General features: G+C 71.1%; 23 protein-coding genes. 16 read left to right on the top strand and 7 right to left on the bottom strand.

The genetic code is table 11. The features are described from left to right. The first annotated feature begins 79 nt into the window (after positions 1–79). The gene (gene serB / locus ABD732_RS07940; RefSeq protein WP_344782368.1) at positions 80–1,306 is read left to right on the top strand and encodes a phosphoserine phosphatase SerB; all 1,227 of its coding nucleotides are present in this window, start codon (positions 80–82) and stop codon (positions 1,304–1,306) included. Between the two features lie 4 nt (positions 1,307–1,310). Here the strand turns inward: serB and ABD732_RS07935 are convergent, their stop codons facing one another. Beyond that, positions 1,311–2,483, bottom strand: a complete 1,173-nt coding sequence (locus tag ABD732_RS07935) for a polysaccharide deacetylase family protein (protein ID WP_344782366.1) — start codon at positions 2,481–2,483, stop codon at positions 1,311–1,313. A 35-nt stretch (positions 2,484–2,518) separates the two neighbouring features. Here ABD732_RS07935 and ABD732_RS07930 point away from each other — a divergent pair, with 35 nt between their 5' ends. Then, entirely contained in the window at positions 2,519–3,256 is a 738-nt protein-coding gene (locus ABD732_RS07930; RefSeq protein WP_344782364.1) for a peptidyl-tRNA hydrolase, read from the top strand. On the opposite strand, the gene ABD732_RS07925 is transcribed toward ABD732_RS07930, so the two are convergent. Continuing rightward, positions 3,219–4,232: an LLM class flavin-dependent oxidoreductase gene (locus ABD732_RS07925; protein WP_344782362.1), complete on the bottom strand. Its 1,014-nt coding sequence runs from the start codon at positions 4,230–4,232 to the stop codon at positions 3,219–3,221. The two genes, ABD732_RS07930 and ABD732_RS07925, sit on opposite strands and share 38 nt — an antisense overlap. Before the next feature lie 82 nt (positions 4,233–4,314). Here ABD732_RS07925 and ABD732_RS07920 point away from each other — a divergent pair, with 82 nt between their 5' ends. The 3 genes from ABD732_RS07920 to ABD732_RS07910 all read left to right on the top strand — a co-directional run bounded on the left by ABD732_RS07920 (position 4,315) and on the right by ABD732_RS07910 (position 7,305). Continuing rightward, positions 4,315–5,154, top strand: coding sequence for an ABC transporter ATP-binding protein (locus ABD732_RS07920; protein ID WP_344782360.1), 840 nt, complete (start codon positions 4,315–4,317; stop codon positions 5,152–5,154). A 65-nt stretch (positions 5,155–5,219) separates the two neighbouring features. Beyond that, a complete protein-coding gene (locus ABD732_RS07915) occupies positions 5,220–6,047 on the top strand; it encodes an NUDIX hydrolase (RefSeq protein ID WP_344782358.1) in 828 nt (275 codons plus the stop codon). Between the two features lie 103 nt (positions 6,048–6,150). After that, a complete protein-coding gene (locus tag ABD732_RS07910) occupies positions 6,151–7,305 on the top strand; it encodes a phosphatase PAP2 family protein (RefSeq protein ID WP_344782356.1) in 1,155 nt (384 codons plus the stop codon). Between the two features lie 13 nt (positions 7,306–7,318). Here the strand turns inward: ABD732_RS07910 and ligD are convergent, their stop codons facing one another. Beyond that, on the bottom strand, positions 7,319–8,290 hold the full coding sequence (gene ligD / locus ABD732_RS07905) for a non-homologous end-joining DNA ligase (protein ID WP_344782354.1): 972 nt from the start codon (positions 8,288–8,290) through the stop codon (positions 7,319–7,321). A 78-nt stretch (positions 8,291–8,368) separates the two neighbouring features. Here ligD and ABD732_RS07900 point away from each other — a divergent pair, with 78 nt between their 5' ends. The 3 genes from ABD732_RS07900 to ABD732_RS07890 are packed head-to-tail and all read left to right on the top strand — an operon-like array spanning position 8,369 to position 11,411. Then, complete coding sequence (locus tag ABD732_RS07900) at positions 8,369–9,157, top strand: enoyl-CoA hydratase/isomerase family protein (protein WP_344782352.1); 789 nt, start codon at positions 8,369–8,371, stop codon at positions 9,155–9,157. 13 nt (positions 9,158–9,170) lie between these two features. Continuing rightward, positions 9,171–10,145 (top strand): class I SAM-dependent methyltransferase, encoded by a 975-nt coding sequence (locus tag ABD732_RS07895; RefSeq protein WP_344782350.1) that lies wholly within the window; start codon positions 9,171–9,173, stop codon positions 10,143–10,145. 21 nt (positions 10,146–10,166) lie between these two features. Then, positions 10,167–11,411 (top strand): THUMP-like domain-containing protein, encoded by a 1,245-nt coding sequence (locus tag ABD732_RS07890; protein ID WP_344782348.1) that lies wholly within the window; start codon positions 10,167–10,169, stop codon positions 11,409–11,411. A gap of 29 nt (positions 11,412–11,440) precedes the next feature. Here ABD732_RS07890 and ABD732_RS07885 read toward each other — a convergent pair whose 3' ends face one another. After that, entirely contained in the window at positions 11,441–12,787 is a 1,347-nt protein-coding gene (locus ABD732_RS07885; protein ID WP_344782346.1) for an outer membrane protein assembly factor BamB family protein, read from the bottom strand. A 95-nt stretch (positions 12,788–12,882) separates the two neighbouring features. On the opposite strand from ABD732_RS07885, the gene ABD732_RS07880 reads away from it, so the two are divergent. Continuing rightward, positions 12,883–13,644, top strand: coding sequence for an acyltransferase (locus ABD732_RS07880; protein WP_344782344.1), 762 nt, complete (start codon positions 12,883–12,885; stop codon positions 13,642–13,644). A 23-nt stretch (positions 13,645–13,667) separates the two neighbouring features. Here the strand turns inward: ABD732_RS07880 and ABD732_RS07875 are convergent, their stop codons facing one another. From ABD732_RS07875 to ABD732_RS07865, 3 genes are read right to left on the bottom strand one after another with little or no spacing between them, the layout of a single operon-like run. Continuing rightward, positions 13,668–14,912 (bottom strand): glycosyltransferase family 4 protein, encoded by a 1,245-nt coding sequence (locus ABD732_RS07875; RefSeq protein WP_344782342.1) that lies wholly within the window; start codon positions 14,910–14,912, stop codon positions 13,668–13,670. Then, positions 14,909–16,441 carry a 1,4-alpha-glucan branching protein domain-containing protein gene (locus ABD732_RS07870; RefSeq protein ID WP_344782340.1) on the bottom strand — a complete coding sequence of 511 codons (1,533 nt, stop codon included), beginning with the start codon at positions 16,439–16,441 and terminating at the stop codon, positions 14,909–14,911. Before ABD732_RS07870 ends, ABD732_RS07875 begins: the two co-directional genes overlap by 4 nt. Further along, complete coding sequence (locus tag ABD732_RS07865) at positions 16,438–17,238, bottom strand: class I SAM-dependent methyltransferase (protein ID WP_344782338.1); 801 nt, start codon at positions 17,236–17,238, stop codon at positions 16,438–16,440. The genes ABD732_RS07870 and ABD732_RS07865 overlap by 4 nt, the downstream gene beginning before the upstream one ends. Before the next feature lie 198 nt (positions 17,239–17,436). Here ABD732_RS07865 and ABD732_RS07860 point away from each other — a divergent pair, with 198 nt between their 5' ends. The 7 genes from ABD732_RS07860 to ABD732_RS07830 all read left to right on the top strand — a co-directional run bounded on the left by ABD732_RS07860 (position 17,437) and on the right by ABD732_RS07830 (position 25,430). Next, positions 17,437–18,222, top strand: coding sequence for an electron transfer flavoprotein subunit beta/FixA family protein (locus tag ABD732_RS07860; protein ID WP_344782336.1), 786 nt, complete (start codon positions 17,437–17,439; stop codon positions 18,220–18,222). 55 nt (positions 18,223–18,277) lie between these two features. Continuing rightward, on the top strand, positions 18,278–19,234 hold the full coding sequence (locus ABD732_RS07855) for an electron transfer flavoprotein subunit alpha/FixB family protein (protein WP_344782335.1): 957 nt from the start codon (positions 18,278–18,280) through the stop codon (positions 19,232–19,234). Between the two features lie 201 nt (positions 19,235–19,435). Beyond that, on the top strand, positions 19,436–20,278 hold the full coding sequence (locus tag ABD732_RS07850; RefSeq protein WP_344782333.1) for a GNAT family N-acetyltransferase: 843 nt from the start codon (positions 19,436–19,438) through the stop codon (positions 20,276–20,278). Between the two features lie 2 nt (positions 20,279–20,280). Next, the gene (locus tag ABD732_RS07845) at positions 20,281–21,201 is read left to right on the top strand and encodes a lysophospholipid acyltransferase family protein (RefSeq protein ID WP_344782331.1); all 921 of its coding nucleotides are present in this window, start codon (positions 20,281–20,283) and stop codon (positions 21,199–21,201) included. Beyond that, a complete protein-coding gene (locus ABD732_RS07840) occupies positions 21,138–22,307 on the top strand; it encodes a cysteine desulfurase family protein (protein ID WP_344782329.1) in 1,170 nt (389 codons plus the stop codon). The genes ABD732_RS07845 and ABD732_RS07840 overlap by 64 nt, the downstream gene beginning before the upstream one ends. Before the next feature lie 95 nt (positions 22,308–22,402). Then, complete coding sequence (gene mnmA / locus ABD732_RS07835) at positions 22,403–23,485, top strand: tRNA 2-thiouridine(34) synthase MnmA (protein WP_344782782.1); 1,083 nt, start codon at positions 22,403–22,405, stop codon at positions 23,483–23,485. Positions 23,486–23,531: 46 nt separating this feature from the next. Further along, positions 23,532–25,430, top strand: coding sequence for an N-6 DNA methylase (locus ABD732_RS07830; RefSeq protein ID WP_344782327.1), 1,899 nt, complete (start codon positions 23,532–23,534; stop codon positions 25,428–25,430). Positions 25,431–25,496 lie beyond the last annotated feature (66 nt).

Genomic DNA, 25,496 nt, shown 5'->3' with positions numbered 1-25,496 from the left:
GCATCGGCACCTGCCGCCCGGGCCGCCCGCGCCCGAGCCCGGTGCACGGTGCGCCGGGACGGGGCCCCATAATTCAGGGGTGGGTATCGAAGAGAATGAGCCGCCGGTCCTTCTGACGGTGAGCGGGCCGGACAAGCCCGGCGTCACGTCGTCGTTGATGACCGTGCTGGCCGAGTGCGGAGTGGATCTTCTCGACGTGGAGCAGGTGGTGATCCACGATCATCTGACGCTCGGTGTGCTGGTGCGGACCGCCATGCCGGTCGATCGGTTGCGGGCCGCGCTGGCCGCACCGATGACCGAGCACGGCATGGATCTGGTGCTGGCCGACGACGACGAGGGCCGCGTGCGGGCCCCGTCGACCCACGCCGTCGTGATCCTGGGGAGTCCGGTCTCGGCAGAGTCGTTCGGTGCGGTGGCGGCCGCCCTGGCCGGCCAGGGCGGCAACATCGACTCGATCCGCGGGGTCGCCGACTATCCGCTCACCGGGCTGGAACTGATGGTGTCGGTGGGGGAGGACGCCGAGGCGGACACGGCCCTGCAGAAGGCGCTCGGTGCCGTCGCCTCCCACTACCCGATCGACGTGGCCGTCGAGCGCGCCGGACTGTCCCGGCGCGCCAAGCGCGTCATCGTCTTCGACGTCGACTCCACCCTGATCCAGGGCGAGGTGATCGAGATGCTCGCCGCCGAGGCCGGCCGGGAAGCCGAGGTGGCCGCGGTGACCGAGGCGGCGATGCGGGGCGAACTGGACTTCGCGCAGTCGCTGCACGAGCGGGTGCGGGCCCTCGAGGGGCTCGACGCGGCCGTGATCGACCGGGTGGCGCAGGCGATCGAGCTGACCCCGGGCGCGCGCACCACCATCCGCACCCTCAATCGTCTCGGCTACCACTGCGGCGTCGTGTCCGGCGGCTTCCGCCAGGTGATCGAGCCGCTCGCCGCGGAACTGGACCTGGATTTCGTGCGCGCCAACACCCTCGAGGTGGTGGGCGGCAAGCTGACCGGCCGGGTGATCGGCGAGGTGGTGGACCGGGCGGGCAAGGCACGGGCGCTGGAGGCCTTCGCCGCCGAGCGGGGCGTGCCGATGGAGCAGACCGTGGCCGTCGGCGACGGTGCGAACGACATCGACATGCTGGCCGCAGCGGGTCTGGGCATCGCCTTCAATGCCAAGCCGGCGCTGCGCGAGGTGGCCAACGCGACGCTGGATCACCCGTTCCTGGATGCCGTGCTGTACATGCTGGGCGTCACCCGCGACGAGGTGGAGGCCGCAGACGCGGTCGACGGCGTCGTCCGCCGGGTACCCCTGGCCTGACGCCTCAGCGCCTGGCGTCGACGGCGACGGCGGGGAGCTTCTGCAGCTCCGCGAGCACCTGCGGGTCCTGCAGCTCCATCCAGGCGATCAGGTCCTGGTGGCCGGCGCAGATGGTCTCCGGCTTGGCGCAGGTGTCACGCATGAAGTCCGCCGTCGCCGGGTTGAAGGCGTTGCCGCTCCAGTCGTTGAAATGGTTGGCGATCACCAGCGGTGCCCGATTGCCCTCGAAGGCGCGCTTGTACATGTACTCGTAGCTCTGCCGGACCACGCGGCGGATCTTCGGCGCATCCTTCGGGCGGTTCTTGGCGCCGTTGTAGGTGTACCAGAAGTTGTAGTCCAGGGCCGTCTGGCGATGCTTGAGCGCGGGGGAGTACACGTACGGGATCGGGAACTCCCAGATGCCGCGCTCCTTGCTCGGCCAGAAGATGCCCGGCTGGCTGGCTGCCATCGACGAATCCCAGGTCATGTCGTGCTTGCGCAAGGCGGGGAACAGCTTCTTCGGGGTGCCCTCGAGGCACTGGGTGCGGCCGCCCTTGACCACTTCGGGACCGAAGGCCAGATCCGGACCGGTGGTGATGCCGTTGTTCTTGCGCCAGTTCACCATCAGTGAGAAGAACTGGTTCAGTTCGTGATTCCAGTCCGCTGTCGACCAGTCCTTGCCGGGATGCTTGGTGCCGGCGCAGAAGTGTCCGACGAAGTGGGTGCCCATCTCGTGTCCGGCGTACCAGGTCTTGTTGAGGTACTCGATCTCCTCGACCACCTCAGCCTTGGTTCCCCCGAAGGCGATCGCCGATTCACCGGGCTTGTGCCCGGGCCCGCGGTACTTCTTGCGTGCCTTGTCGGTGAGGAAGTACAGCCCGGTCATCAGCGCGGTGAAGCGGGCGTTGGTCTGTTCGGCGGTCTCCAGGAACAGATCCCAGTTCTCGCCGACACCCACCCCGTCGAAGGAGAACAGGATGAACTGCGGCGGCTTCTCGCCGGGCGCCAGCTTGGTCATCGGCACGTTCGACTCGAGCCGGACGGGCTCGGGAGGCGGATCGGGGGTCGTCACCGGCGCCCGCAGGGCCTGACCCTGGATCTCTGGTGCGCAGGACGTCGTGGAGAGCATCATGACGACCCCGGTGATCAGGACGCCGCCGCGTACAGCCCAGCGCCGCAGTATGCACGCAGCGGTCATCGTCTCCCCTTATTCGCTGGGCTACATTGTGCCCGATGGCACTCTTTCAGAATATTGCCCGCTGCACGAGCTATTCGCCGCGCGTCGCCGATCCGGACGATCCCGCTCAGGTGCTCGCCATGCCGCTGGTGCTGCGGATCGAGAAGAACGATCCGCCGGACCGGGAGGCGCTGCTGGAGGCGGTCGCCCGGGCTGCGGTGCTGACCTGTCTGGATCCGCGTGCCGAGCCCGGCGGGCCGTGGGCTCCGGCGCTGGACGCCTGGTGCGCCGGCCGGATCCGGAAGGTGGCACGACGCGCCCGCGGAGCGCATTGGGCGGCGGTGCAGGAACTGGACGGGGTGACCGTCGATTGCGGCGGCGCGCAGGCACGCGCTTTCGTCCCCGGGCCGGTGGGGCAGGCCGACCGCCGGTTGACCCGGCTGCAGATCGGGGGCACCGACGTCGAGGGCGACCTGCGCACGGCCGAGCCGCCCGGCGGTCTGTGCCTGTGGGGGGCGCCGGGGCTGCCGATGACGGTGGGGAAGCTGGCGGCGCAGGTGTCGCATGCGTCGATGCTGGGGGCGCCGCTGCTCCCGGCCGAGACGGTCGAGGAGTGGTACGCATCCGGCTGTCCGCTCGCGGTCCGGCAGGCCGAGCCCGCGCGCTGGACGCGACTGCTCGACGACGCGGCCGCGGGCTCGGCGGTCGCGGTGCGTGACGCGGGCTACACGGAGGTGGCGCCCGGCTCCTGCACGGTCATCGCGTCCTGGCGGCCTCCGGAGCCAGGGCACTGACGGTGCCCAGCCACAGCTCCCGATCGGTGGCCATCGGCGCCAGGATCAGCTCGTCGGCCTCGGTCTGGTCGGCGAAGAGCTGCAGCCGCTCGCGCACCTGATCGGGCGTGCCTACGGCCGAACAGCGCAGCATCTCGTCCACCTGGCGACCGGCCGGACCGGCCAGGAGAGCCTCGCCCTCCTCGTCGGACATCTTGGGGTTGCGGCCGAAGAGGAGTTTGGCGCGCTGCAGCTTGGTGTGATGCAGTTGCTGCTCGGCCCGTGCCGGGTCGTCGGCGGCGATCACCCCGGCGGCCACGATCAGATGGGGCTCGGTGAGGCCGCCCTGGTCGGCCTGCGCCGGACGGAACTCCGAGCGGTACAGGGCGATGGCGCGTTCGAGCGCCGCCGGGGCGAAGTGCGAGGCGAACGCGTACGGCAGGCCGAGATAGGCGGCGAGCTGCGCGCCGAAGAGGGAGGAGCCGAGAATGTACAGCGGCACGTCGGTGCCGGCGCCGGGGGTGGCGACCACACCGGACTGCTGCGGATTCCCGCGCAGGTAGTTCTGGAGTTCGACGACGTCGGACGGGAACTGGTCGGAAGCCTGCGGGCTGCGGCGCAGCGCGGCGAAGGTGGCCTGATCGCCGCCCGGTGCGCGGCCGAGGCCCAGATCGATGCGGCCGGGGTAGAGCTCGGCGAGCGTCCCGAACTGCTCGGCGATCGCGAGCGGCGAATGGTTGGGCAGCATCACGCCGCCGGCGCCCAGACGGATGCGCTCGGTGGCGGCGCCCATCCGGGCGATCAGCACGGCCGGAGCGGCCGAGGCGATGGCCGACATGTTGTGGTGCTCGGCGTACCAGAGCCGCCGGTAACCGGCGGCGTCGGCGAGCTGTGCGAGGGCGATCGAATGGTCCAGGGACTCGCGGACCGTCTCGCCGGGACCCACCTGCGCGAGATCGAGCAGCGACAGCGGTACGGACAGATTGTTCTCACTCACACTCGAGTACAAGGCGCGCGGCGCGCGGGGTATTCCCGCGGGCCTCGCTCCGGCGGGCGGCCTCGTCCGGCATCATGGGGGCGTGACTGACGTGCAGACCGACCCGGACCTGATCCTCGACTTCTCCGACGTGCGCCTGGTGCGCGGCGGGACGACGCTGGTGGGGCCGATCGACTGGCAGGTGGAACTGGACGAGCGCTGGGTGATCATCGGGCCCAACGGCGCGGGTAAGACGTCGCTGCTGCGGATGGCCGGCGCCGTCGAGCACCCCTCCTCCGGCACCGCCTTCGTGCTCGGTGAACAGTTGGGCCGCACCGACGTTCGCGATCTGACGACCAGGATCGGTCTGGTCAGTGCCGCGGTCGCCGGGCGGATCCCGGACGGCGAGCGGGTCTCGGATCTGGTGATCTCGGCGGGCTATTCGGTGCTCGGGCGCTGGCGCGAGGACTACGACGACGCCGACCGGGAACGGGCCGCCGACGTGCTCGAGTCGATGGGTGCCGAACATCTGGCCGACCGGACTTTCGGCACGCTGTCGTCGGGGGAGCGCAAGCGGGTGATGATCGCGCGCGCCCTGATGACCGACCCCGAACTGCTCCTGCTCGACGAACCGGCGGCCGGCCTGGATCTGGGCGGTCGCGAGGAACTGGTCGAGCGCCTCGGCATGCTGGCCCGGGATCCGGATGCTCCGGCGATGGTGCTGATCACTCACCACGTCGAAGAGATCCCGCCGGGGTTCACCAACCTGATGATGCTGTCGGAGGGCGAGGTGACGGTGCAGGGGCCGCTGGCGAGCAGCCTGACGGCGGAGAACCTGACGACCACTTTCCGGCAGACGATCGCGCTGACGCAGGACGACGACCGCTACTTCGCGCGCCGGGCCCGCCGGGCCGGAGGTCATCGGCGCGCCGCCGATCGCTGAGCGATACAGTCGCATCCGGAGCACTCGAGTGAGCGCTTGCTCATCGACCGGGCAGGAGAAGGCACATGAGCGGTGACGTGGCAGCAGGTGACGGGGCGGTAGCTCCGCTGCGTGATGCATCGACGGTGGTGCTGGTACGCGACGGAGACGGCGGCATCGAGGTCTTCCTGCAGCACCGGGTGAAGCAGATGGCCTTCGCCGGCGGGATGACGGTGTTCCCCGGCGGCGGCGTGGACCACCGCGACCGCGACGCCGAGATGCGCTGGGCCGGACCGGAAGCCCCGTGGTGGGCGGAGCGCCTGGCGACCGACGACGAGACCGCCCGAGCCCTGGTGGCCGCGGCGGTGCGCGAGACCTTCGAGGAGTGCGGCGTCCTGCTGGCCGGCACCGCCGACGCGGTGTGCCCGGACCCGTCGGTGTTCTCGGCCGAGCGGGCGGCCCTGGTGGGCAAGGAGCTCTCCGTCGCCCAGTTCCTGGCCGACCACGATCTGGTGCTGCGCACCGATCTGCTGGCGCCGATGGCGCACTGGATCACCCCGAAGAACGAGAAGCGCCGGTACGACACCCGGTTCTTCCTGGCAGTGCTGCCGGAGGGGCAGGACGCCGACGGAGCGACCAGCGAGGCGGAGGAGACCGAATGGCGGACCGCGCGCGCCGCGCTCGCCGACTGGGAAGCGGGACGGCGCTTCCTGCTCCCGCCGACCTGGACTCAGTTGCGCGACATCGCCGGGTACGACACCGTCGCCGAGCTGGTGGCCGCACCGCGGACCATCACGCCGATCGAACCGGTGGTCTCCGACGGCGCCGGCATCCTGGGGCTCGGCTTCGCCGATTCCGGGGACTACTTCGAGGCGCTGACCGACGGCCGCCTGGACCGGCTGCGCGAGGTATGACGGCGCGCGGCGCGGGTGGCCGGCAGGCATCGTGCAGGCGGCCGGAACCTTGCCGCCGGGTGAGAAGTTGCGCGGCGGCCCCGATCAGGAGAATCTGATCGTCGTGACCCGCAGTCGACTTCTCATCCTGAGTCTGTTCAGTTCCCTCGCGCTGCTTCTCGGAAGCGCCTCGATCACGGTAGCGGCGCCGGCCGCCCAGGCGGCCCCGGCCGCCCAGGCGGCCCCGGCCGGCTTCGGCCCGGCCCAGCTGGCCGGCCCGTTCGAGTCCGACATCCCGGCGGGCGGCACCTACATCCCCGTCCTCGACGGCTTCGCCACCCTGCGCGATCAGCACCCGAAGGTGATCAAGCAGAACCTCGCCACGGTGATCGAGATCAACAACGGGGCCACGCCGGCTCAGCGGCGCGACGCCATCGCGGTCAACTACGACGACCGTCTGGTCTCGCTGACCTATGCGCTCGGCGACCGGGTGGGCGGAGCCTTCCGCACGCTGCTGGCCGACGGTGCGATTCCCAAGGTGGAACAGCTCGCCAGCGGCTACACGGCGCGCATGATGCTCCCGCTCGGCACCACCCTGCTCGAGAAGGAGTACTACGACAACCCGCGCCCCTTCGAGGTCGCGTCCAGTCGGATCAAGCGCTACGACCGGCCCGGCGGCACGGCGTACGCCGACGTCAAGGGGCAGGGCTCGTACCCGTCCGGGCATACCGCGATGGGGTACTGGGCCGGCGCGCTGATGGCGTCCTGGCTTCCGGAGGCCGGCACGCAGATCGTCTCCCGGTCGGCGGAGATCGGCCGCAGCCGCATCGTGCTCGGCGTGCACTACCCGCTCGATGTGATGGGTGGGCGCATCATGGGCCTGGACATCGCCGCCGCGCGGCTGGGCGATCCGGCGTTCTCCCGGCTGATCCGGGAGGCCGGCACCCAGTTGCGCACGCAGTTGTCGAAGACCCTGGGGGAGCCCGTCGACCGCGCGCTCGCCGGCGATCGGACCGTCACCTCCGCCGCGCAGGCCCTGGCCGGTCAGCGCGCCGACATGACGTACGGATTCGACCGGGTGTTCCCGGCGATGCACAACACGATTCCGGCGAGCGCGGCGGCGCTCCTGAAGACCCGGTTCCCGCAGCTGTCGGACGCGCAGCGGCTGGACATTCTGCGGCGGACCGCGATCAAGCCGGGCTACCCCCTCGATCAGTCCGGTGCCGACGGCGGCTGGGTCCGGATCGACCTGGCGGCCGCGTACGCCGCCACCCCGTAGTGCGGCCCGGGACTCAGGCGTCGGCGACGTCGTCGTTCGCCTCGTCCCGCTCGGCCCATTCCAGCAGAGTGTCGAGCCGGTAGGCGACGTCGTCGATGGGCGCGAAGAGGTCGCCCACCCGGGCGAAACGGTCGGGCATCGTCTGCACCGTGAAGTCGTCCGGTTCGGCGTCCTCGAGTTCGGACCAGGTGAGCGGGGCGCTGACCGTCGCGATCGGGGTCGATCGCACCGAGTAGGCCGCGGCCATGGTGTGGTCGCGGGCGTTCTGGTTGAAGTCGACGAAGACCTTCGACGGGTCGCGGTCCTTGCGCCACCAGGTGACGGTCGCGTCGTCGGGGCGGCGGCGGGTCAGCTCGCGACCGAAGGCGCGGGCCGCGCGGCGGACGTCGGCGAAACCCCACTCCGGCTCGATCCGCACGTAGATGTGCAGACCCCGGCCGCCGGACGTCTTCAGATAGCCCACGATGCCCAGTTCGTCGAGCAGTTCTCCGGCGGCCGCGGCGACCGTCCGGACCCGGGCCAGATCGCAGTCCGGCATCGGATCCAGGTCGATCCGCCACTCGTCGGGGAACTCCACCGCGCCGCGCCGGGAGTTCCACGGATGGAACTCCACGGTCGACATCTGCACCGCCCACAGCACCGCCCCGAGTTCGGTCACGCAGAGTTCGTCGACGGTGCGTCGATAGCGCGGAAAGTAGATGCCGACCGTCTGCACCCAGTCCGGAGCGCCCGCCGGCAGCTTCTTCTGGTGCACCTTGGGGCCGGCGAGGCCCTTGGGGAAGCGGTGCAGCATGGTCGGGCGCCGGTCCAGGGCACGGACGATTCCAGGGCCCACGCTCCGGTAGTAGCGGGCCAGGTCTGCCTTGGTGAGCCCGGCATCGGGGAAGTAGACGCGGTCGGGACTGCTGAGGCGGATGGTGCGCGTCGTATCGCCGCCGGGACCGGGTGGGCCGGGGACGACGAGCTCGACGGCATCGGCGCTCATGCCGGAGACACTACGCGCGCGGGCGTAGTGTCCGGGTGCGGTTGGGTACAGGGCCGCGCCACCCGGTAGCCTGCCCTCATGGCTGAGTTCGTGACGTTGGAGACCTCGCAGGAACACCCGGGTGTCGGCACCATCAAACTGCACCGCCCGCCGATGAACGCCCTGAACCGTCAGGTTCAGGAAGAGCTGGCGGCTGCGGCCGACGAGGCGAACACCCGCGACGACATCAAGGCCGTGGTGGTCTACGGCGGTCCGAAGGTGTTCGCGGCCGGCGCGGACATCAAGGAGATGGTCGACATGTCCGCCGCGGACATGACCAAGGTGGCCCGCCGCCTGCAGCGCGGCCTCGGCGCGATCGCCGAGATCACCAAGCCGACCGTCGCCGCCATCACCGGCTACGCCCTCGGCGGCGGCCTCGAGGTGGCGCTCGGCGCCGACCGGCGCATCGCCGGCGACAACGCCAAGCTGGGCGTGCCCGAGGTGCTGCTCGGCGTCATCCCCGGCGGCGGCGGCACGCAGCGCCTCGCTCGCCTGGTGGGTCCGTCGCGTGCCAAGGACATGGTCTTCACCGGCCGCTTCGTCGACGCCGAAGAGGCGCTGGCCATCGGACTGGTGGACGAGGTGGTGGCCCCCGACGAGGTCTACAACGCCGCGATGCGCTGGGCCGGCCGGTTCGCTGGTGCCGCCTCGGCGGCCATCGCAGCCGCCAAGGCGGCCATCGACGAGGGCCTCGACACAGACCTGGAGACCGGACTCAAGATCGAGGCGCACGTCTTCGCGTCCCTCTTCGCCACCGACGACCGTGCGATCGGCATGGCGTCTTTCATCGAGAACGGCCCCGGCAAGGCCGAATTCACCGGAAAGTAGCAGCACACCTGAGATGACCGCGATCGACGGAGCCCAGCAGGGCGACCCCCAGCCGAACCCGCACGCCACCGCCGAACAGGTGGAGGCGGCACGCAGCGACACCAAGCTCGCCCAGGTCCTGTACCACGACTGGGAGGCCGAGACCTACGACGACAAGTGGTCGATCTCGTTCGACGAGCGCTGCATCGACTATGCGCGCGGACGCCTGGACCGGATCGTGCCCGACGCCCCGCTGCCGTACGGGCGGGCCATGGAACTGGGCTGCGGCACCGGCTTCTTCCTGTTGAACCTGATGCAGTCCGGTGTCGCCGAGTCCGGCTCGGTCACCGACCTGTCGCCGGGCATGGTGAAGGTGGCCCTGCGCAACGCGGAGGGCCTCGGGCTCGACGTGGACGGCCGGGTCGCCGACGCCGAGAAGATCCCGTACGACGACGACACCTTCGACCTGGTCGTCGGGCACGCGGTGCTGCACCACATTCCCGACGTCGAGCAGGCGCTGCGCGAGGTGCTGCGGGTGCTCAAGCCGGGCGGCCGGTTCGTCTTCGCCGGCGAGCCGTCGACCCTCGGCGACTTCTACGCGCGCTGGATGAGCCGCGCGACGTGGTGGGCCACCACCAACCTGACCAAGTTCGGTCCGCTGCAGTCGTGGCGCCGTCCGCAGGAAGAGCTCGACGAGTCCTCGCGCGCGGCCGCTCTCGAGGCCGTCGTGGACATTCACACCTTCTCCCCGCAGGATCTCGAAGACCTGGCCACCGCGGCCGGGGCGGTCGAGGTCGCCTCGGCCAGCGAGGAACTGGCCGCGGCCATGCTCGGCTGGCCGGTGCGCACCTTCGAGGCCGCGGTGCCGGCCGAGAAGCTGGGCTGGGGCTGGGCCCGGTTCGCCTTCGGCGGCTGGAAGCGGATGACCTGGCTCGACGACACGGTGCTGCAGAAAGTGGTGCCGCCGCAGTTCTTCTACAACGTGCTCATCACCGGCGTGAAGCCGTAAGCCGCTGCTCGCGGCCGCGTTGTGAGCTACCACCTCAGCGACGACGATGTCGCCTTCCTGCGGTCCCGCTACGGCAGTAAGGCGCTGCAGACGGCCTCGGGGCTGGCGCTGACCCCGTCGACGCTGCTCGCCGACCTGACGCAGCTGCGGTCGCGCTATCCCGAGCACGCCGCGGCGATCGCCGAGACCGTCCAGGCGCGGCGCCGTGCCGCCGGCAAGCTCCGGCACGCCGACCTCTTGCTGGCCGACCAGACCAGTGTGCAGCAGGCGACGCCGTCGCCGGTGGCCGCACTCCGCGCCGCCGACATCGTCGCCCGCCGTCCCGGTGCGGTGGTGCACGACCTCACCTGCTCGATCGGCTCGGAGCTGACCGCTCTGGCCGCCGAGCCGGGGGTCGCCGCCGTGATCGGCTCGGACGTCGATCCGGTACGTCTTGCGATGGCCCAGCACAATCTGGAGGTCAGCGGCGCGCGTGGGGCGCCGTGTCCGACGCTGCTGCGCGCCGACGCGCTCACTCCCACCTCGACGGCCGACGTGGTGATCGCCGATCCCGGCCGGCGCAACGCGCGGGGACGTGTCTTCGGCCTGGAACAGCTGGACCCGCCACTGCTGGAACTGCTGTCGGTCTACGCCGGGCGGACGCTGGCCGTGAAGTGCTCTCCCGGCCTGGACTACCGGAATCTGCGTACCCGCTTCGGTTTCGACGGCCAGGTGCAGATCGTCTCGCTCGACGGAGGGGTGCGCGAGGCCTGCTTGTGGACCGAGGTCGACGGGTCGCCGCAGAACCGGGCCAGTGTGCTGCGTACCACGGCCGACGGCCGGTCACTGCTGTACGAGGTGACCTCCGACGACGCCGACGATCTCGATGATCCGGGCGTCGGGGAGTGGATCATCGACCCCGACGGCGCGGTGGTGCGCGCCGGTCTGGTGCGCCAGTACGCGCACCGGCACGGGCTGCGGCAGCTCGACCCGCAGATCGCCTATCTCACCGGCGACACCGTACCCGCCGGGGAACGCGGCTTCCGGGTGCTCGAGCAGCTGCCGGTGAACGACCGGGCCCTCCGCGGTGCGCTCGCCGCCCGCGGCTGCGGCAGCCTGGAGATCCTGGTGCGCGGCCTGGACACCGACCCCGACCGGCTCCGCAAGCGGCTCAAACTCAAAGGCGCCGAACCCTACGCGCTGATCCTCACCCGGATCGGGCGGTCCGGCGTCGCCTTCCTCTGTGAGCCGGGCGTGCGCGCCGGAGGTGCAGGTTCCGGGGCATAGATCTCCTGGGCATAGATGCGGGTGTGGCACTACCTCCGGCTGAAGTAGTACACCTCGCCCAGGTTGGTGGCGACGGCCACGTTGCCCGCCGCCGTCACCGCGACTCCCGTGGCGAACCCGGTGGCGTCCGGAAGCTCCAGGGTCCGCTTCGTGGCCCCGTCCTCGACGCTGACTTCGGTGAGGACCAGGTGCTGGTCGGTGCCGGTGCGCACCACCGTCCAGGCGCTGTCCTGGCCGGTCAGCGTAGCCAGGCTGACCGTCTGCAGGTCCGTGCGCCGGGCCACCGTCTCGGCCCGGTCGCCGCGGTCGCGGAGGATGGTCAGCGGGGCGCCGATGGTCCCGGTCGGGATGATCACCCCGTCCGGGGAGACGGCCAGGGTGGCGAAGCCGATACCGCCGAGGTCGTGGTTCCAGCGCTCGGTGCCGTCCTCGGTGTCGTAGGCGTACAGGCGGCCGTCGCGGCCGAAGGCGTAGACGGTCTGCCCGTCCGCGGACAGCGACGCCGGGCCGGCCATGCCCCCGGGAACCTCGGTGTGCCAGCGTTCGACGATCACCCGTTCGGGCGCCGACTGGGAGTCGCCGGCCGCGGTCACGGTCTCGGCGTAGCTCATGGCACTCAATCGCGACTGGCCGGCGCCGGTCGGGCGGAAGTTGAGGTAGAAGCGCTCGTGGTCGGTGTCCACGGCGGGCGGCGCGGAGACCGCGCACAGCGGCCCGCCGGTGATGCAGTCGCCGAAGCCGAACAGCGGATCCTCGGGATCGGCGTCCGGGCGCAACCGCACCTCGGGGGCTTCGAACACATTGGTCTGGGCGTTGAGCAACAGGATCTGGCCCTGGGTGGTCACCGTCAGGATCCGGCCGGGACCGGCGAACTTCGCCGACACCGCGACCCCGATGACGGGCATCCGCCAGCGGATGGCGCCGCCGCCGTTGAACGACAGGAAGTTGGCGGCCTCACCGAGGTAGGGCTGGCCGTGCTGGTCGAAGGCCATCGCGTTGAACTGGGTGCCCTCGGCCATCCGTTTGCAGAAGTTCTTGCGGCCCGAGTAGTTGTCGAAGACGAAGGTGTTGCAGCCGGCGGCGGTGCGGGCGGTGACCCCGACGTCGCCGTGCGCGTTGACCGTCAGGGGAGCGGTGATCGGACCGCCGGTGGGGCGCGTCCACGCCAGCTCCACGTCGTCGGGCACGGTGACCGGGGTGTGGTTCGCGTTGGCGCCGTCGCCGCCGAACACCGGCCAGCCGGCCGCGGGGATCGCACGGACCTCCTGGTGGCCGTCCGAGCAGGCCGAGAGAAGCAGCGACGCCGCGGCGACGACGACGAGGGTGGACCAGACGGTGCGGCCGCGCCGCCGACGTACTCCAGCTGCCTGGTGCATCTGCGTTCGTGTGCCTTTCGGTTCGCGACGGCTCCACAACCGTTCCGGCAAGACTCTATCGTGTCCGGAAATCGCGTCGATTAGGGTTTGTCCCCATGACGACCATGTGGAACGCGTCGTACCGTTCGCGCCGGCGCGCCGGGCGGCGGCGGGACCCCGAGCAGGTCCGCTTCCTGACGCTGGACTCACTGCGCTGGATCAAGCGCAACCGGGCCTGGAGCCCCTGGTACCTGGTCCGGTACTACCGGCTGGCGCGCTTCCGCCTGGCCAATCCGCACGTGGTGCTGCGCGGCATGGTCTTCCTCGGCAAGAACGTGGAGATCCACGCGACCCCCGAGATGGCCCGCCTGGAGATCGGCCGGTGGGTGCACATCGGGGACGGCAATTCGATTCGCTGCCACGAGGGCAGCCTCCGGATCGGCGACAAGACCGTCTTCGGCTGCAACAACGTGGTCAACGCCTACCTCGACATCGAGATCGGCGGCTCCACGCTGATCGCCGACTGGTGCTACATCTGCGACTTCGACCACGTCACCGACCACATCGGCATCCCGATCAAGGATCAGGGCATCGTCAAGGGGCCCTTGCGGATCGGGGCGGACACCTGGGTGGCCGCCAAGGTGACGGTGCTGCGCAACACCATCGTGGGCCGCGGCTGCGTGCTGGGCGCGCACTCGGTGGTCAAGGGCGTGATCGACGACTATGCGATCGCCGTCGGCGCCCCCGCCCGGGTGGTGAAGAACCGGCGCGAGGCCTGGGAGGCCGGCGCACAGCAGCGGGCCGAACTGGAACGGGCGCTGGCCGACATCGAACGCAAGAAGGCGCAGGCCGACGCCGCCGCCCGCCCGGCGGACTGACGCCCGGCCCGGGCCGGGCCCGGTCAGTTGTTGGGGTCGCGGTCGGGGAGCGGGCGCACCGGGATGTGCGGACGTGCCAGCGTGCGGTCCGGCCTGCGCGGAGCCACCTGGTAGACGGCTGCGGTCCGCTCGGCGATCACCGGCCAGGTGAACTCCTCGGTGAGCACGGCGCGAGCCCGGCGGGCACGCAGCGCCGCCGCCTCCGGATCGTCGAGGGCGGCGCAGACGGCGCCGGCCAGTGCTGTGACGTCGGCGGGCGGGAAGGTCAGGCCGGTCTCGCCGTCGAGCACGGCCTCACCGAGACCGCCCGCGTCCGAGGCGACCAGCGGGATGCCCGACGCGGCGGCCTCCAGCGCCACGATGCCGAACGGCTCGTAGCGGCTGGGCAGCACGATGGCCGAGCAGCGCTCCATCAGTGCCGCGAGCCCCCGGTGGTCCTGCTTGCCGACGAAGGTCACCACGCCGGTGACGCCGTGGTCGGCGGCCGTCTCGATGAGCCAGGCCAGCTGGGTGCCCTCGCCGGCCACGGTCAGCGTGGTCCCCGGATGCCGGCGCCGGATCACCGGCAGTGCCGCCAGCAGATCCTGCACGCCCTTCTCGTACTCCAGGCGTCCGGCGAAGAGCAGTTCGGGCGGCACGTCCGGGACCGGACGCTCACCGAACCCCCAGGCGGTCAGGTCGATGCCGTTGTGGATGACGGTGACCGGCGGCAGGTCCGGTCCGAACAGCGTCTGCACCTCGTCGCGCATCGAGGTGGAGCAGGTGATGAGGGCGTCGGCCGAATTGGCCAGCCACCACTCGACCGAATGCACCTGCCGGTTGACGTGCCCGGCGACCCAGCCCGAATGCCGGCCCGCCTCGGTGGCGTGCAGGGTGGCGACCAGCGGTACGTCGAAGTATTCGGCGAGCGCGATCGACGGATGGGCGACGAGCCAGTCGTGCGCGTGCACCACGTCGGGCCGCCAGTCGCGGCCGAGTCGGTGCAACGCGGTGCGGATGAAGCCGTGGCCCATCGCCAGGGTCCACGCCATCATGTCCGCGCCGAAGTCGAACTCCGGCGGATCCTCGGCGGCCGCGACCACACGCACCCCGTTGACGACGGTGTCGGTGGTGGGGTGGGTGGACGAGTCGGTGCCCGGCGGCTGCCGGGTCAGCACGGTGACGTCCAGACCGTGCGCGGCGAGCGCCTCGGCCAGGTGGTGCACGTGCCGGCCGAGACCGCCGACCACCACCGGCGGGTACTCCCACGAGACCATCAGGACCTTCATCGACCGCTCCCGTCGCTGATCGGCAGACGACGGGCGTCCAGCGCGCCGAAGAGGTTGTCGGCGTGACGCCAGCCGCGAGCCAGCTGCGCCGCCTGTTCGGTCCGGTCGGCGTCGGAGGCCGCGCAGATCTCGCGCGTGGCGTGGGCGTGCTTGTACGCGCGATCCTGCGCGTACCCGGCGGCGGTGTCTTTGGAGACCATGAACGGCCAATCGGACTGGACCGTCATCAGGGTCTCGCGCAGGATCTGGTCGGCGACGCCGTCGCGGGCGCCGCCGCTGCGCCGCCGGTCCAGGCTCTCCAGGGCGGTGGCGGTCACCTCGGAGTTCAGCTGAACCAGGTGCTGCACCTGCGGTCCTTCCCAGACCCGCCAGTCCTTGCCCGACCCCCACGACGAGTCCGCCAGGTCCACCGGCTCGCCGACGTAGCCGTCGCGCCGCGCGGTCGCCAGCGTCCCCACCGTCACCCCGGCCTCGGGGAGCCGGCGCAGTACGCGCTCGAGCCAGATCGGGCCCTCGTGCCACCAGTGACCGTAGAGCTCGGTGTCGAAGGCGGCGACCACCAGCGCCGGCCGGCCGATCCGGGCGGATTCGTCGATCAGCCGCTGCCGGACGCAGTCGACGAAGTCGTCGACGTGGGCGTCGATCACGGCGTCCACCAGCTCGGGGTCGTACGGCTTCTTGGCCTCACCGGCGACGTTCTTGCCGGTCACCCGGAACGGTTTGAAACCGGTGCGGTGGTCGTAGGTGTGGAAGTCGCGGTAGGCGCCGTGCCCGGGATACCCGGACTTGGGCGACCACACCCGGTAGCTGACGGTCAGGTCCCGGCCGAAGGCCACCACGTCGGTCCCGGCCACCGGCCGTCCCAGTGCCGTGTCGCCGTGCAGGGTGGGGCCGTCGACCATGAAGTGCCCGACGCCGGCCGCGGCGTACTCGTGCTCCATCCCGGGCGTGTACGCGCATTCGGGCGCCCAGATGCCCGCCGGGGTGCTGCCCCAGCGCAGCTGTGCGTCGGCTAGTCCCTCAGACAGCGACAGGCGGCGCAGACGCGCATCGAGCAGCGGCTGGAACGGGTGCGCCAGGGGACCGCCGAGCAGTTCGGCCACGCCGCTGGAGAGCAGGGACCGGATCTGCGGGCTGCCGCCGTGGCGCCAGTGCCGCTCGAAGTCGGCCAGCGCCGCGGCGGCCGCGCGGTATTCGCGGTGCCCGCTGATGCGGCGATCGGGATCGTCGTCGACGGCCGCTTCCATGGCGCGCAGCTGCCAGTCGGCCAGCCATTCGTACATCGACGCCGTGCAGTGCGGGTCGTCGAGCTGGGCGGCCAGCACCGGGGTGATGCCCAGTGACAGCTGATCGGTCAGGCCGTCGTCGGCCAGGCGGCGCAGTGCCGCGTAGACCGGCAGATAGCAGTGCGCCCACGACTGGTACAGCCATTCCTCGCCGACCGGCCAGCGCCCGTGATTGGCGAGCCAGGGGAGATGCGAATGCAGGACCAGCGTGAACTGGCCCGGCACCGCGTCGCTGGTCGTCATCGGCGCGGCCGACGGACGGCGAGCGCCAGCAGATCCAGGCTGGTGTCGATGTCGCGGTCAGCGGCGTCGACGATCTCGAAGTCGTCGAAGGCGATGCCGGCGACGTCGGCGACCAGCTCGGCGGACCATTCCCGGCCGGCCAGCGCACGCTCGATCTGCGCGTCGATCAGGGAGCCGCCCCATTTGGCATCCAGTTCCCGCAGGCGCGGTCCGTGGAAGACGCCGAGCATCGCCGTCACCTCGAACCCTCCCTGGGTCAGCAGCTCGGTCAGCTCGTCGGCGTTGAGTTCGCGGGTGTGGAACGGGTTCAGCGGGGTGTCCAGGCCGGGGGAGAAGGTGATCCGGTTCGGGGTGCTCATGAGCAGCTCGCCGCCCGGGCGCAGGACGCGGTGGCATTCGGTCACGAAGCCCGGCTGATCCCACAGGTGCTCGATCACCTGGAAGTTCACCACCTGATCCACCGAACCGTCGGTCAGTGGCAGATCGATCAGATTCCCTTGGTGCACAGTCACTTCCGGGTAGCGGCGGCGGGTGTGCGCCACCGCCTGCTCGTCGTAGTCGACGCAGGTGACCGAGGCGGCCCGCCGGGCCAGCAGCGCGGCGCCGTAACCCTCGCCGGAGCCGGCCTCGAGCACGTCCCGCCCGGCCCCGCGCGGTTCGATGTACTCGTAGGCCACCTCGTGCCGCCGGAACCAGTAGTTCTCGGCCGGAATGCCGGGCACCGTGCGCTCGCCGGTCAGGGCGAGATGCTGGTCCACGCCGAGAGAACGCTCGGACGCGGGCTGAGAATCGCTCATCTGCACGACACTAAGGCATCGGGCCGGACCGACCCGCAACCGCAGCGGAGCACACCGGCGAGCGAGTGTGAGTAAGGCGACCCTGGTTTCCCTCGGGCGGTGTACACGACCAGCGAGGCAGCGGTTACAGTATCAATGACCCATGGCCTTACCGGCCGGTAAGTTGCCGAAACCGATGCAGGAGGTCGACGAAGACCCATGACGAACGTTGTTGTTCTGATCAAGCACGTGCCGGACTACGCTGCCGAGTGGAAGCTCTCCGACGACGATTACACGCTCGACCGTGCTGCCGTAGACGGCATCATCGACGAGATCAACGAGCGCGCCGTCGAGGAGGCGCTGCAGATCAAGGAAGCCAACGGCGGTGAGGTCACCGTGCTGTCGGCCGGACCCGCACAGGCGGCCGACGCCATCCGCAAGGCGCTGTCGATGGGCGCCGACAAGGCCATTCACATCCAGGACGATGCCGTGCACGGCAGCGACGCCGTTCAGACGGCCTACCTGCTGGCCACCGCACTCGGCACCGTCGAGGGCGTCGAGCTGGTCATCGCCGGCAACGAGTCCTCGGACGGCCGCGCCGGTGCCGTGCCGGCGATGATCGCCGAGTACCTGGACCTGCCGCACCTGACCCACCTGCGCAAGCTGGAGATCGACGGCGACGTCCTGCGCGGCGAGCGCGAGACCGACGACGGCATCTTCAACGTCGAGGCCGGCCTGCCGGCGATCGTCTCGGTGAACGAGAAGATCAACGAGCCGCGCTTCCCGTCCTTCAAGGGCATCATGGCGGCCAAGAAGAAGACCCCCGAGGTCCTCACCGTCGCCGACCTGGGCATCGAGGACGGCGTCGTGGGCGTCGCCAACTCCGGCAGCAGCGTCACCGGTGTGACCCCGAAGCCCCCGCGCGCAGCGGGCGAGCGCGTCACCGACGAGGGCGACGGCGGCGTGAAGGTCGTCGAGTACCTGGCCGGCCAGAAGATCATCTGATCGCCCCGTCCGAGAACACTCGCCGAGAAGCTTAAAGACATTCAGGAGAGAGAACATGGCTGAAGTACTCGTGCTCGTTGAGCAGGACCCCGAGGGTGGGCTGAAGAAGGTCACCAACGAACTCATCACCGCCGCCCGCGCGCTGGGCACCCCGGCCGCCGTCGTCATCGACGCCCCGGGCAAGGCCGACGGCGTCCTGGCCGCGCTGGCCGAGGCCGGTGCCGAGAAGATCTACGTCGCCGAGTCCGACGACGTCGCCAACTACCTGGTGAGCCCCAAGGTGGACGTGCTCGCGGCCCTGGCCGAGGAGAACACCCCGGCCGCCGTGCTGGTCGCGGCCAACGCCGAGGGCAAGGAGATCGCCGGCCGCCTGGCCGTGCGTCTGGGCTCGGGCCTGCTGGTCGACACCATCGCGGTCGGCGAGGGCGGCAGCGGTGTGCTGTCGATCCGCGGCGGTGCCTTCACCGTCGACGCCGCGGCCGGTGGCGACACCGCCGTCATCAGCGTCCGCCCGGGTGCCGTGGACGCCGTGCCGTCCGCCGGTGCCGGTGAGCGCGTCGACGTCGCCGTCCCGGAGCAGGCCGAGAACGCCGTCAAGGTGACCGGTTTCTCCCCGAACGTCGGCGGCGACCGTCCGGAACTGACCGAAGCCTCGATCGTCGTCTCCGGCGGTCGCGGTGTCGGCTCGGCCGAGAAGTTCTCGGTGGTCGAGGACCTGGCCGACTCGCTCGGTGCCGCCGTCGGCGCCTCGCGCGCCGCCGTCGACTCCGGTTACTACCCGGGTCAGTTCCAGGTCGGTCAGACCGGTAAGACCGTCTCCCCGCAGCTGTACATCGCGCTGGGCATCTCCGGCGCCATCCAGCACCGCGCCGGCATGCAGACCTCGAAGACCATCGTGGCCGTCAACAAGGACGAAGAGGCCCCGATCTTCGAGATCAGCGACTTCGGTGTGGTCGGCGACCTGTTCGACGTCGCCCCGCAGCTGACCGAGGAGATCAAGAAGCGCAAGTGACCGCCCGGCGCCGGTGAGTTCACCGGCCCACGGCAGTCGAGACCACCCGCCCCGCGCTCCGCACCGGAGCCGCGGGGCGGGTGTCTTCGTTCCACCGTCGTCTTTCGGTGGTCGAGCGTAGGAAGCCGTTCACCAGACGCTCGGTTGGTGGTCACGCCGATGGTGGCCGCCGGTCGTTCCCGGCGACTTCCATCTGCAGGTATGACAGTCACCCCGATTCACACTCCACTGTCCTCCTCACCCGCCCGGCGCGTGCTGTTCACGGCCGGGGACTACGACGTGGTCGTCAGCGAGCATCCGGCCGACATCCGCGCCGCCCAGCGCCTGCGGTTCGAGGTCTTTCAGGCCGAGCCGGGCTACTCCGCCGCCATCGGCGACCAGGCCTCGGGTCTGGACGCCGATCGTTTCGACGACTTCTGCGACCACCTGCTGGTCCGTCACCTGCCCACCGGGCGCCTGGCCGGCTGCGCCCGCGTCCTCCCGCCGGCGCGGGCCATCGCGGCCGGCGGCTGGTATTCGGGGAGCGAGTTCGACCTGACCGAACTCGGTGCGATCAGTCCGCAGACCGTGGAGATGGGTCGCGCCGTGGTGGCCCCGGATCACCGCAGCGGGGCTGTGACCGGCCTGCTCTGGACCGCGGTCCTCGGCTACCTGGACGACGGCGACTACCGCTACCTGATGGGCTGCGTGTCGGTGCCGCTGGGCCCGCGCCCCGACCGCGGCCGGGCCCTGCGCGGCATTCGCGACCTGGTGCGGGAAGACTACGCGGCGGCGTGGCAGGTGTACCCCTACCGGCACGTCGACGTCGACGGCGCGGGCCTGAACGACCTGCCTGCGGTCGACAAGCCGGTGCTGCCACCGTTGCTGCGCGGCTACCTGCGTCTCGGTGCCCGCGTATGCGGCGATCCCGCCTTCGACGAGGTCTTCGACGTCGGCGACTTCTTCACCGTGATCGACCGGGAGCAGGGCGACGACCGCTACCTCGCCCGGCTGCGCGGCGCGCTGTCCCGGCTCACCGCCTCCACCGGCCCGGCGGACCGCTGACGGTGCCCGGCCGGGGAGGAGCCAACCCCTGGCTTCCGGTGAGCGGCTGCGGCCCCGCCTGTGTACCGCCCGAACGGCGCGGCGCCGGGACGGTGCGCGTCGCCTGGCGGGTGTTCGCGCTGACCTCGATACTGCTGACCCTGCTGCCCGCCGGGACGCTCACCCTCGCGACCCCGCGGCCGGTCCGCGTGCGGTACTGGCGGTTCACCGCGCGCTGCGGTCTGGTGGCGGTGGGCCTGCGCCTGGACCTGGTCGACCGCAGGCCCCGCGGTGCACGCCGGATCCGGGGCGCACTGATGGTGGCCAACCACATTTCCTTCTTCGACGTTCTGGCCGTGGCGGCGGTCAGCCCGGCGCGCTTCGTCGCCAAGCGCGAGGTGCTGACTTCGGGGGCCGTCGGGCCGCTGCTGCGCTGCTTCGGGGTGCTACCGCACCGCCGGGGAGCGCTCCGCGAACTGCCGACCACCCTGGCGCGGGTGTCGGGCCTGCTGCGCCGCGGTCGCCCGGTGGTGGTCTTTCCCGAGGGCACCACCTGGTGCGGGCGGGGTGCCGGCCGCTTCCGGCCGGCGTTCTTCCAGGCCGCCCTCGACACCGGCGCCCCCGTCCTGCCCATTCACATCGGCTATCACCGTGACGGTCGACCGGTCACCACGCCCGGATACCTGGGCGACGACGAACTCGGCGACACCTTCCGCCGGGTCCTGCGGGCCCGCGGCCTGACCGTCCGCGTCGAGGTGCATCCGCCGCAGCCGCCCGCCGGTGACCGGCGGCAACTCGCCGCGCACTGCGAGGCCCTGATCCGCCCCGACCGCCGTCATTGGGAACGAGGGCGGCCGCGCGGTTATCCTGGACTGCGATCATGTCCGTCTACCTCGACAACGCCGCCTCCACCGCGCTGGTCCCCGAAGCTCTCGCGGCGATGAGTGACGCCTGGAGTCGTCCAGGCAATCCGATGTCCCTGCACGACGCCGGGCGCCGGGCCCGCCGGCTCCTCGAGGAGTCGCGGGAGAAGATCGCCGGCTGTATCGGCGCCCGCCCGTCCGAGGTGATCTTCACCGGGGGCGGCACCGAGGCCGACAATCTGGCGCTCAAAGGCATCTACCGTGCCCGTCGGGCCGACGACGAACGCCGCCGGCGCCTGGTGATCTCCGCGGTCGAACACCATGCGGTGCTCGATCCCGCGCAGTGGCTCGCCGACCACGAAGACGCCGACCTGGTGATCCTGCCGGTGGACCGGCGGGGCCGCGTGGACCCGGCCGACCTGCGCAACGAGCTGGCCGCCCATCCCGGCGAGGTGGCGCTCGTCTCGGTGATGTGGGCCAACAACGAAGTCGGCACCGTCCAGCCCATCGCCGAACTGGCGGCGCTGGCCCGTGAGTTCGACGTCCCTCTCCACTCCGACGCCGTCGCCGCGGTCGGGCATCTGCCCGTCGACTACGCGGCGAGCGGCCTGTCCGCGATGAGTCTTGCCGCCCACAAGTTCGGCGGTCCGCAAGGCATCGGTGCGCTGGTGCTGGGCCGTGACGTCGCCGCCCAGCCGCTGGTGCACGGCGGCGGCCACGAACGGGACCTGCGGTCGGGCACCCCGGACGTCGCCGGGGCCGCCGGCATGGCCGCCGCCCTGCAGGTGGCCGTCGACTGCATGGACCGCAACGCCGCCGCCGCGGACGCCCTGCGCGACCGGCTGCTGTCCGCCCTGGCCGGGCTCGACGGCACCGTCGTCAATTCCGGGCCCGACGGTCTGCCCGGGGTGGTGCACGTCAGTTTCGACCGGTGCGAAGGCGACTCGCTGCTGATGCTCCTCGACGCGCAGGGCGTGCAGTGCTCCACCGGTTCGGCCTGCACCGCCGGTGTCGCCTCGGCCAGCCACGTGCTGCTGGCGATGGGCATGGACCGGGCCGCTGCCCGCGGCTCGCTGCGTTTCTCCATCGGCGCCGACAACACCGCCGATGACATCGACGCCGTCGCCGGCGCCCTCACCCAGGTGATCGACCGGGCCCGCGCCGCGGGGCTGACGGGGGTGCGCTGATGTCATCGCAAGAGCAGAAGGCGGTCCCTGAGCCCCGTCGAAGGGCGGTCCCTGAGCCCCGTCGAAGGGCGGTCCCTGAGCCCCGTCGAAGGGTCCTGGTCGCCATGAGCGGCGGCGTGGACTCCTCGGTGGCCGCGGCCCGGGCCGTGGAGGCCGGGCACGACGTGGTCGGCGTCCACCTGGCGCTGTCGACGGCGCCGGGGGCGCTGCGCACCGGTTCGCGGGGCTGCTGTTCCCGCGAGGACGCCGACGACGCGCGTCGCGTCGCCGACATGCTCGGCATCCCGTTCTACGTCTGGGATTTCGCCGATCGCTTCAAAGAGGACGTGATCGACGAATTCGTCGCCGCCTACGCGGCGGGCGAGACCCCGAACCCGTGCCTGAGCTGCAACGAGAAGATCAAGTTCGCGGCGCTCGCCGAACGCGCCCTCGCGCTGGGCTTCGACGCCCTCGCGACCGGCCATTATGCGCGGCTGCACGACGGTGAACTCCGCCGCGCCGTCGACGCGGACAAGGACCAGTCGTATGTGCTGGCCGTCCTCGATCACGATCAGCTCGCGCGCGCCATGTTCCCGATCGGGGACACGCCCAAGCCGCAGATCCGGGCCGAGGCCGAGCGCCGCGGCCTGCTGGTGGCGAGCAAGCCCGATTCGCACGACATCTGCTTCATCCCGACCGGCGACACCCGCGCCTTCCTCGGCGCCCGCATCGGTGTGCGGCCCGGCGCCGTGGTCGACGGGGGCACCGGCGAACGTCTCGCCGAGCACGACGGCGTGCACGGCTTCACCATCGGCCAGCGCAAGGGCCTGGGTATCGAGGCCCCGGCCGCCGACGGCGCACCGCGTTATGTGACCGCCATCGACCCGGGCAGCGGTACGGTCACCGTCGGCACCGCTGAGGACCTCGAGGTGCACTCCATCGTCGCCGGCAAGGCCGTCTGGTCGTCCGGTGCGGCGCCGTCCGGTCCGGTCGAGTGCACGGTCCAGGTGCGCGCCCACGGCGGGCTCGCCGAGGCGGTGGCCACCCCGGTCACCGGGCCCGACGGCCCCGGCATCGAGATCACCCTGCGGGAGCCGTTGCGCGGTGTCGCCCGCGGGCAGGCCGCGGTCCTCTACGCCCCGGACGCCGCCCGCGGTGATCTGGTCCTCGGCTCGGGCCGCATCGTCTCGGCCGCTTGACGAGCCGCGCCCGGCCACTTGCGCTCGCAGTCCTAGGATGAGCGGCATGCCCGCGCCCCAGAACCCGCACATCGGGGAGGCTTTCCGTCGCCTCTACTACCACCTGTACGCGAACGGGCAGACCAGTCGAGCCGAGCGCATCGTCGAGGACATGACCCTGGCCCTGCTGGTGAAACTCGCGACTGAACGCTCAGGCACCACGCGGGTGTGGAGCGACGTCGTCGACGGCGGCGACCCCGCCCGGCTGCTGGAGGTGGCCCACCGCGAGTTCCCCGGCGCGATCGGCGCCGGCGAGAGCTTCCACAACGATCCGGCGGTGATCCGCGATGCGCTGGCGGCCCTGGACGGCGTCGACCTGGATGCGGCGCCTGCGCACGTGGTCGGGGAGGCTTTCCAAGCGGTGCTGGGCCCGCGCATCCGGGGTGAGAAGGGGCAGTTCTTCACCCCGCGGACGCTGGTCGCGGCGATGGTCGCGATCCTCGATCCCCGCGAGGGTGAGCGGGTGGTGGATCCGTCCGCCGGCTCGGGCGGTTTCCTGGCCGAGGCCGTCGCGCACGCCGCCGCGGCCAGTGAACGCGTGCGGGTGACCGGCGCCGACAAGGATTTCGATCTGTACCGGCTGATGACCGCCATGACCGCGATGACCGCGGGCCGCGGTGCCCGCGTCTTCCACCGGAACTCGCTGGATCTGCGGGAGTGGACCGGCGACGACGGGCAGCTCGAACAGTTCGACGTGGTCGCGACCAATCCGCCGTTCGGCGCCCGCATCGGGATCACCGATCCGGAGATTCTGGGGCAGTATCGGTTCGGGCATACCTGGAGCCGCGGCGCCGACGGCAGTTGGTCGCCGGGGGAGACCCTGGAGAAGAGCCGCGATCCGCAGCTCCTGTTCATCGAGTTGTGCGTGCGGCTGCTGAGGCCCGGCGGCCGGATGGGAATCGTGCTGCCCGAGGGCGTCTTCGGCAATCTGGGAGCGGGCTTCGTGTGGACTTGGCTGCGCAGCCAGGGCACCCTCGATGCTCTCCTGGACTGCCCGCGCACCACTTTCCAGCCCGGCACCGACACCAAGACCAACGTGCTGTTCTTCACCAAGAACGGCGGGACCGCCGGCGACCCCGGCACCACGTGGATCGCCTCGGCGCTGCGCTGCGGACACGACCGGCGCGGCAAAGCGGTCACTGCCTCCGGCGAGCCCTACCCGGACGACTTCGGCCCGCTGGCCGAGCGGTATCCGGACCGCGCCGCCGGCGGCACGGGGTGGACGGCGGTGGATCTGACCGGCCGCACCTACCTGGTGCCGCGGTACTTCGAGCACCCGTCGCCGCGCAGTGCGGACGAGCAGGCGCTGCTTGACGGCGCCGAGTGGGCGACGCTGGGCGAACTGCGCGAGGAGGGCCTGATCCACGTGCGCAAGGGACGCGAACCCGGATCGGAGGCCTACGGCACCGGCGACATCCCGTTCATCCGCACCTCCGACATCAGCAACTTCGAGGTCTCCACCGACCCGACCAAATCGGTGAGCGCGGCGGTGTACGAGGAGCATCGTGCGGCGATCGACCTGCGGGTGGGCGACGTCCTGATCGTCGTGGACGGCCGCTACCGCATCGGCACCTGCGGCATGATCACCCAGCGCAACGTCCGCAGTCTGGTGCAGAGTCACATCCGGGTGGTGACGGTCCCGCCGGAGGCCGGTGTGCTCGATCCGTTCGCGTTCATGTTCGCGCTCACCCTCCCGTCGGTGCGGTTGCGCATCCGCGACCTGGTCTTCGTGCAGAGCACCCTCGGGACCCTGGGTAAGCGGCTCTTCGAGCTGGAGGTCCCGCTGCTCGGCGGCGACGGTCCGTGGACCGGCCGGGTGCGCGAGTTCGAGCGCGTGGTCACCCAGCGTGATCTCCTGCTCGCTCAGCTCGAAGCGGCGACCCAGGGCGAGTCCTTCGAACTCTGAGGCTCCCGCTCCGTTCCCGCCGGTAGCGGGAAACGGCGCCGGTGGCGGGAGCCTCTAGGCTGGCGG

This window comes from Gordonia caeni (assembly GCF_039537105.1).
GTDB lineage: Bacteria > Actinomycetota > Actinomycetes > Mycobacteriales > Mycobacteriaceae > Gordonia > Gordonia caeni.
The sequence above is the reverse complement of the archived record's forward strand: the minus strand, read 5'-3'. Positions and strand labels throughout refer to the sequence as shown.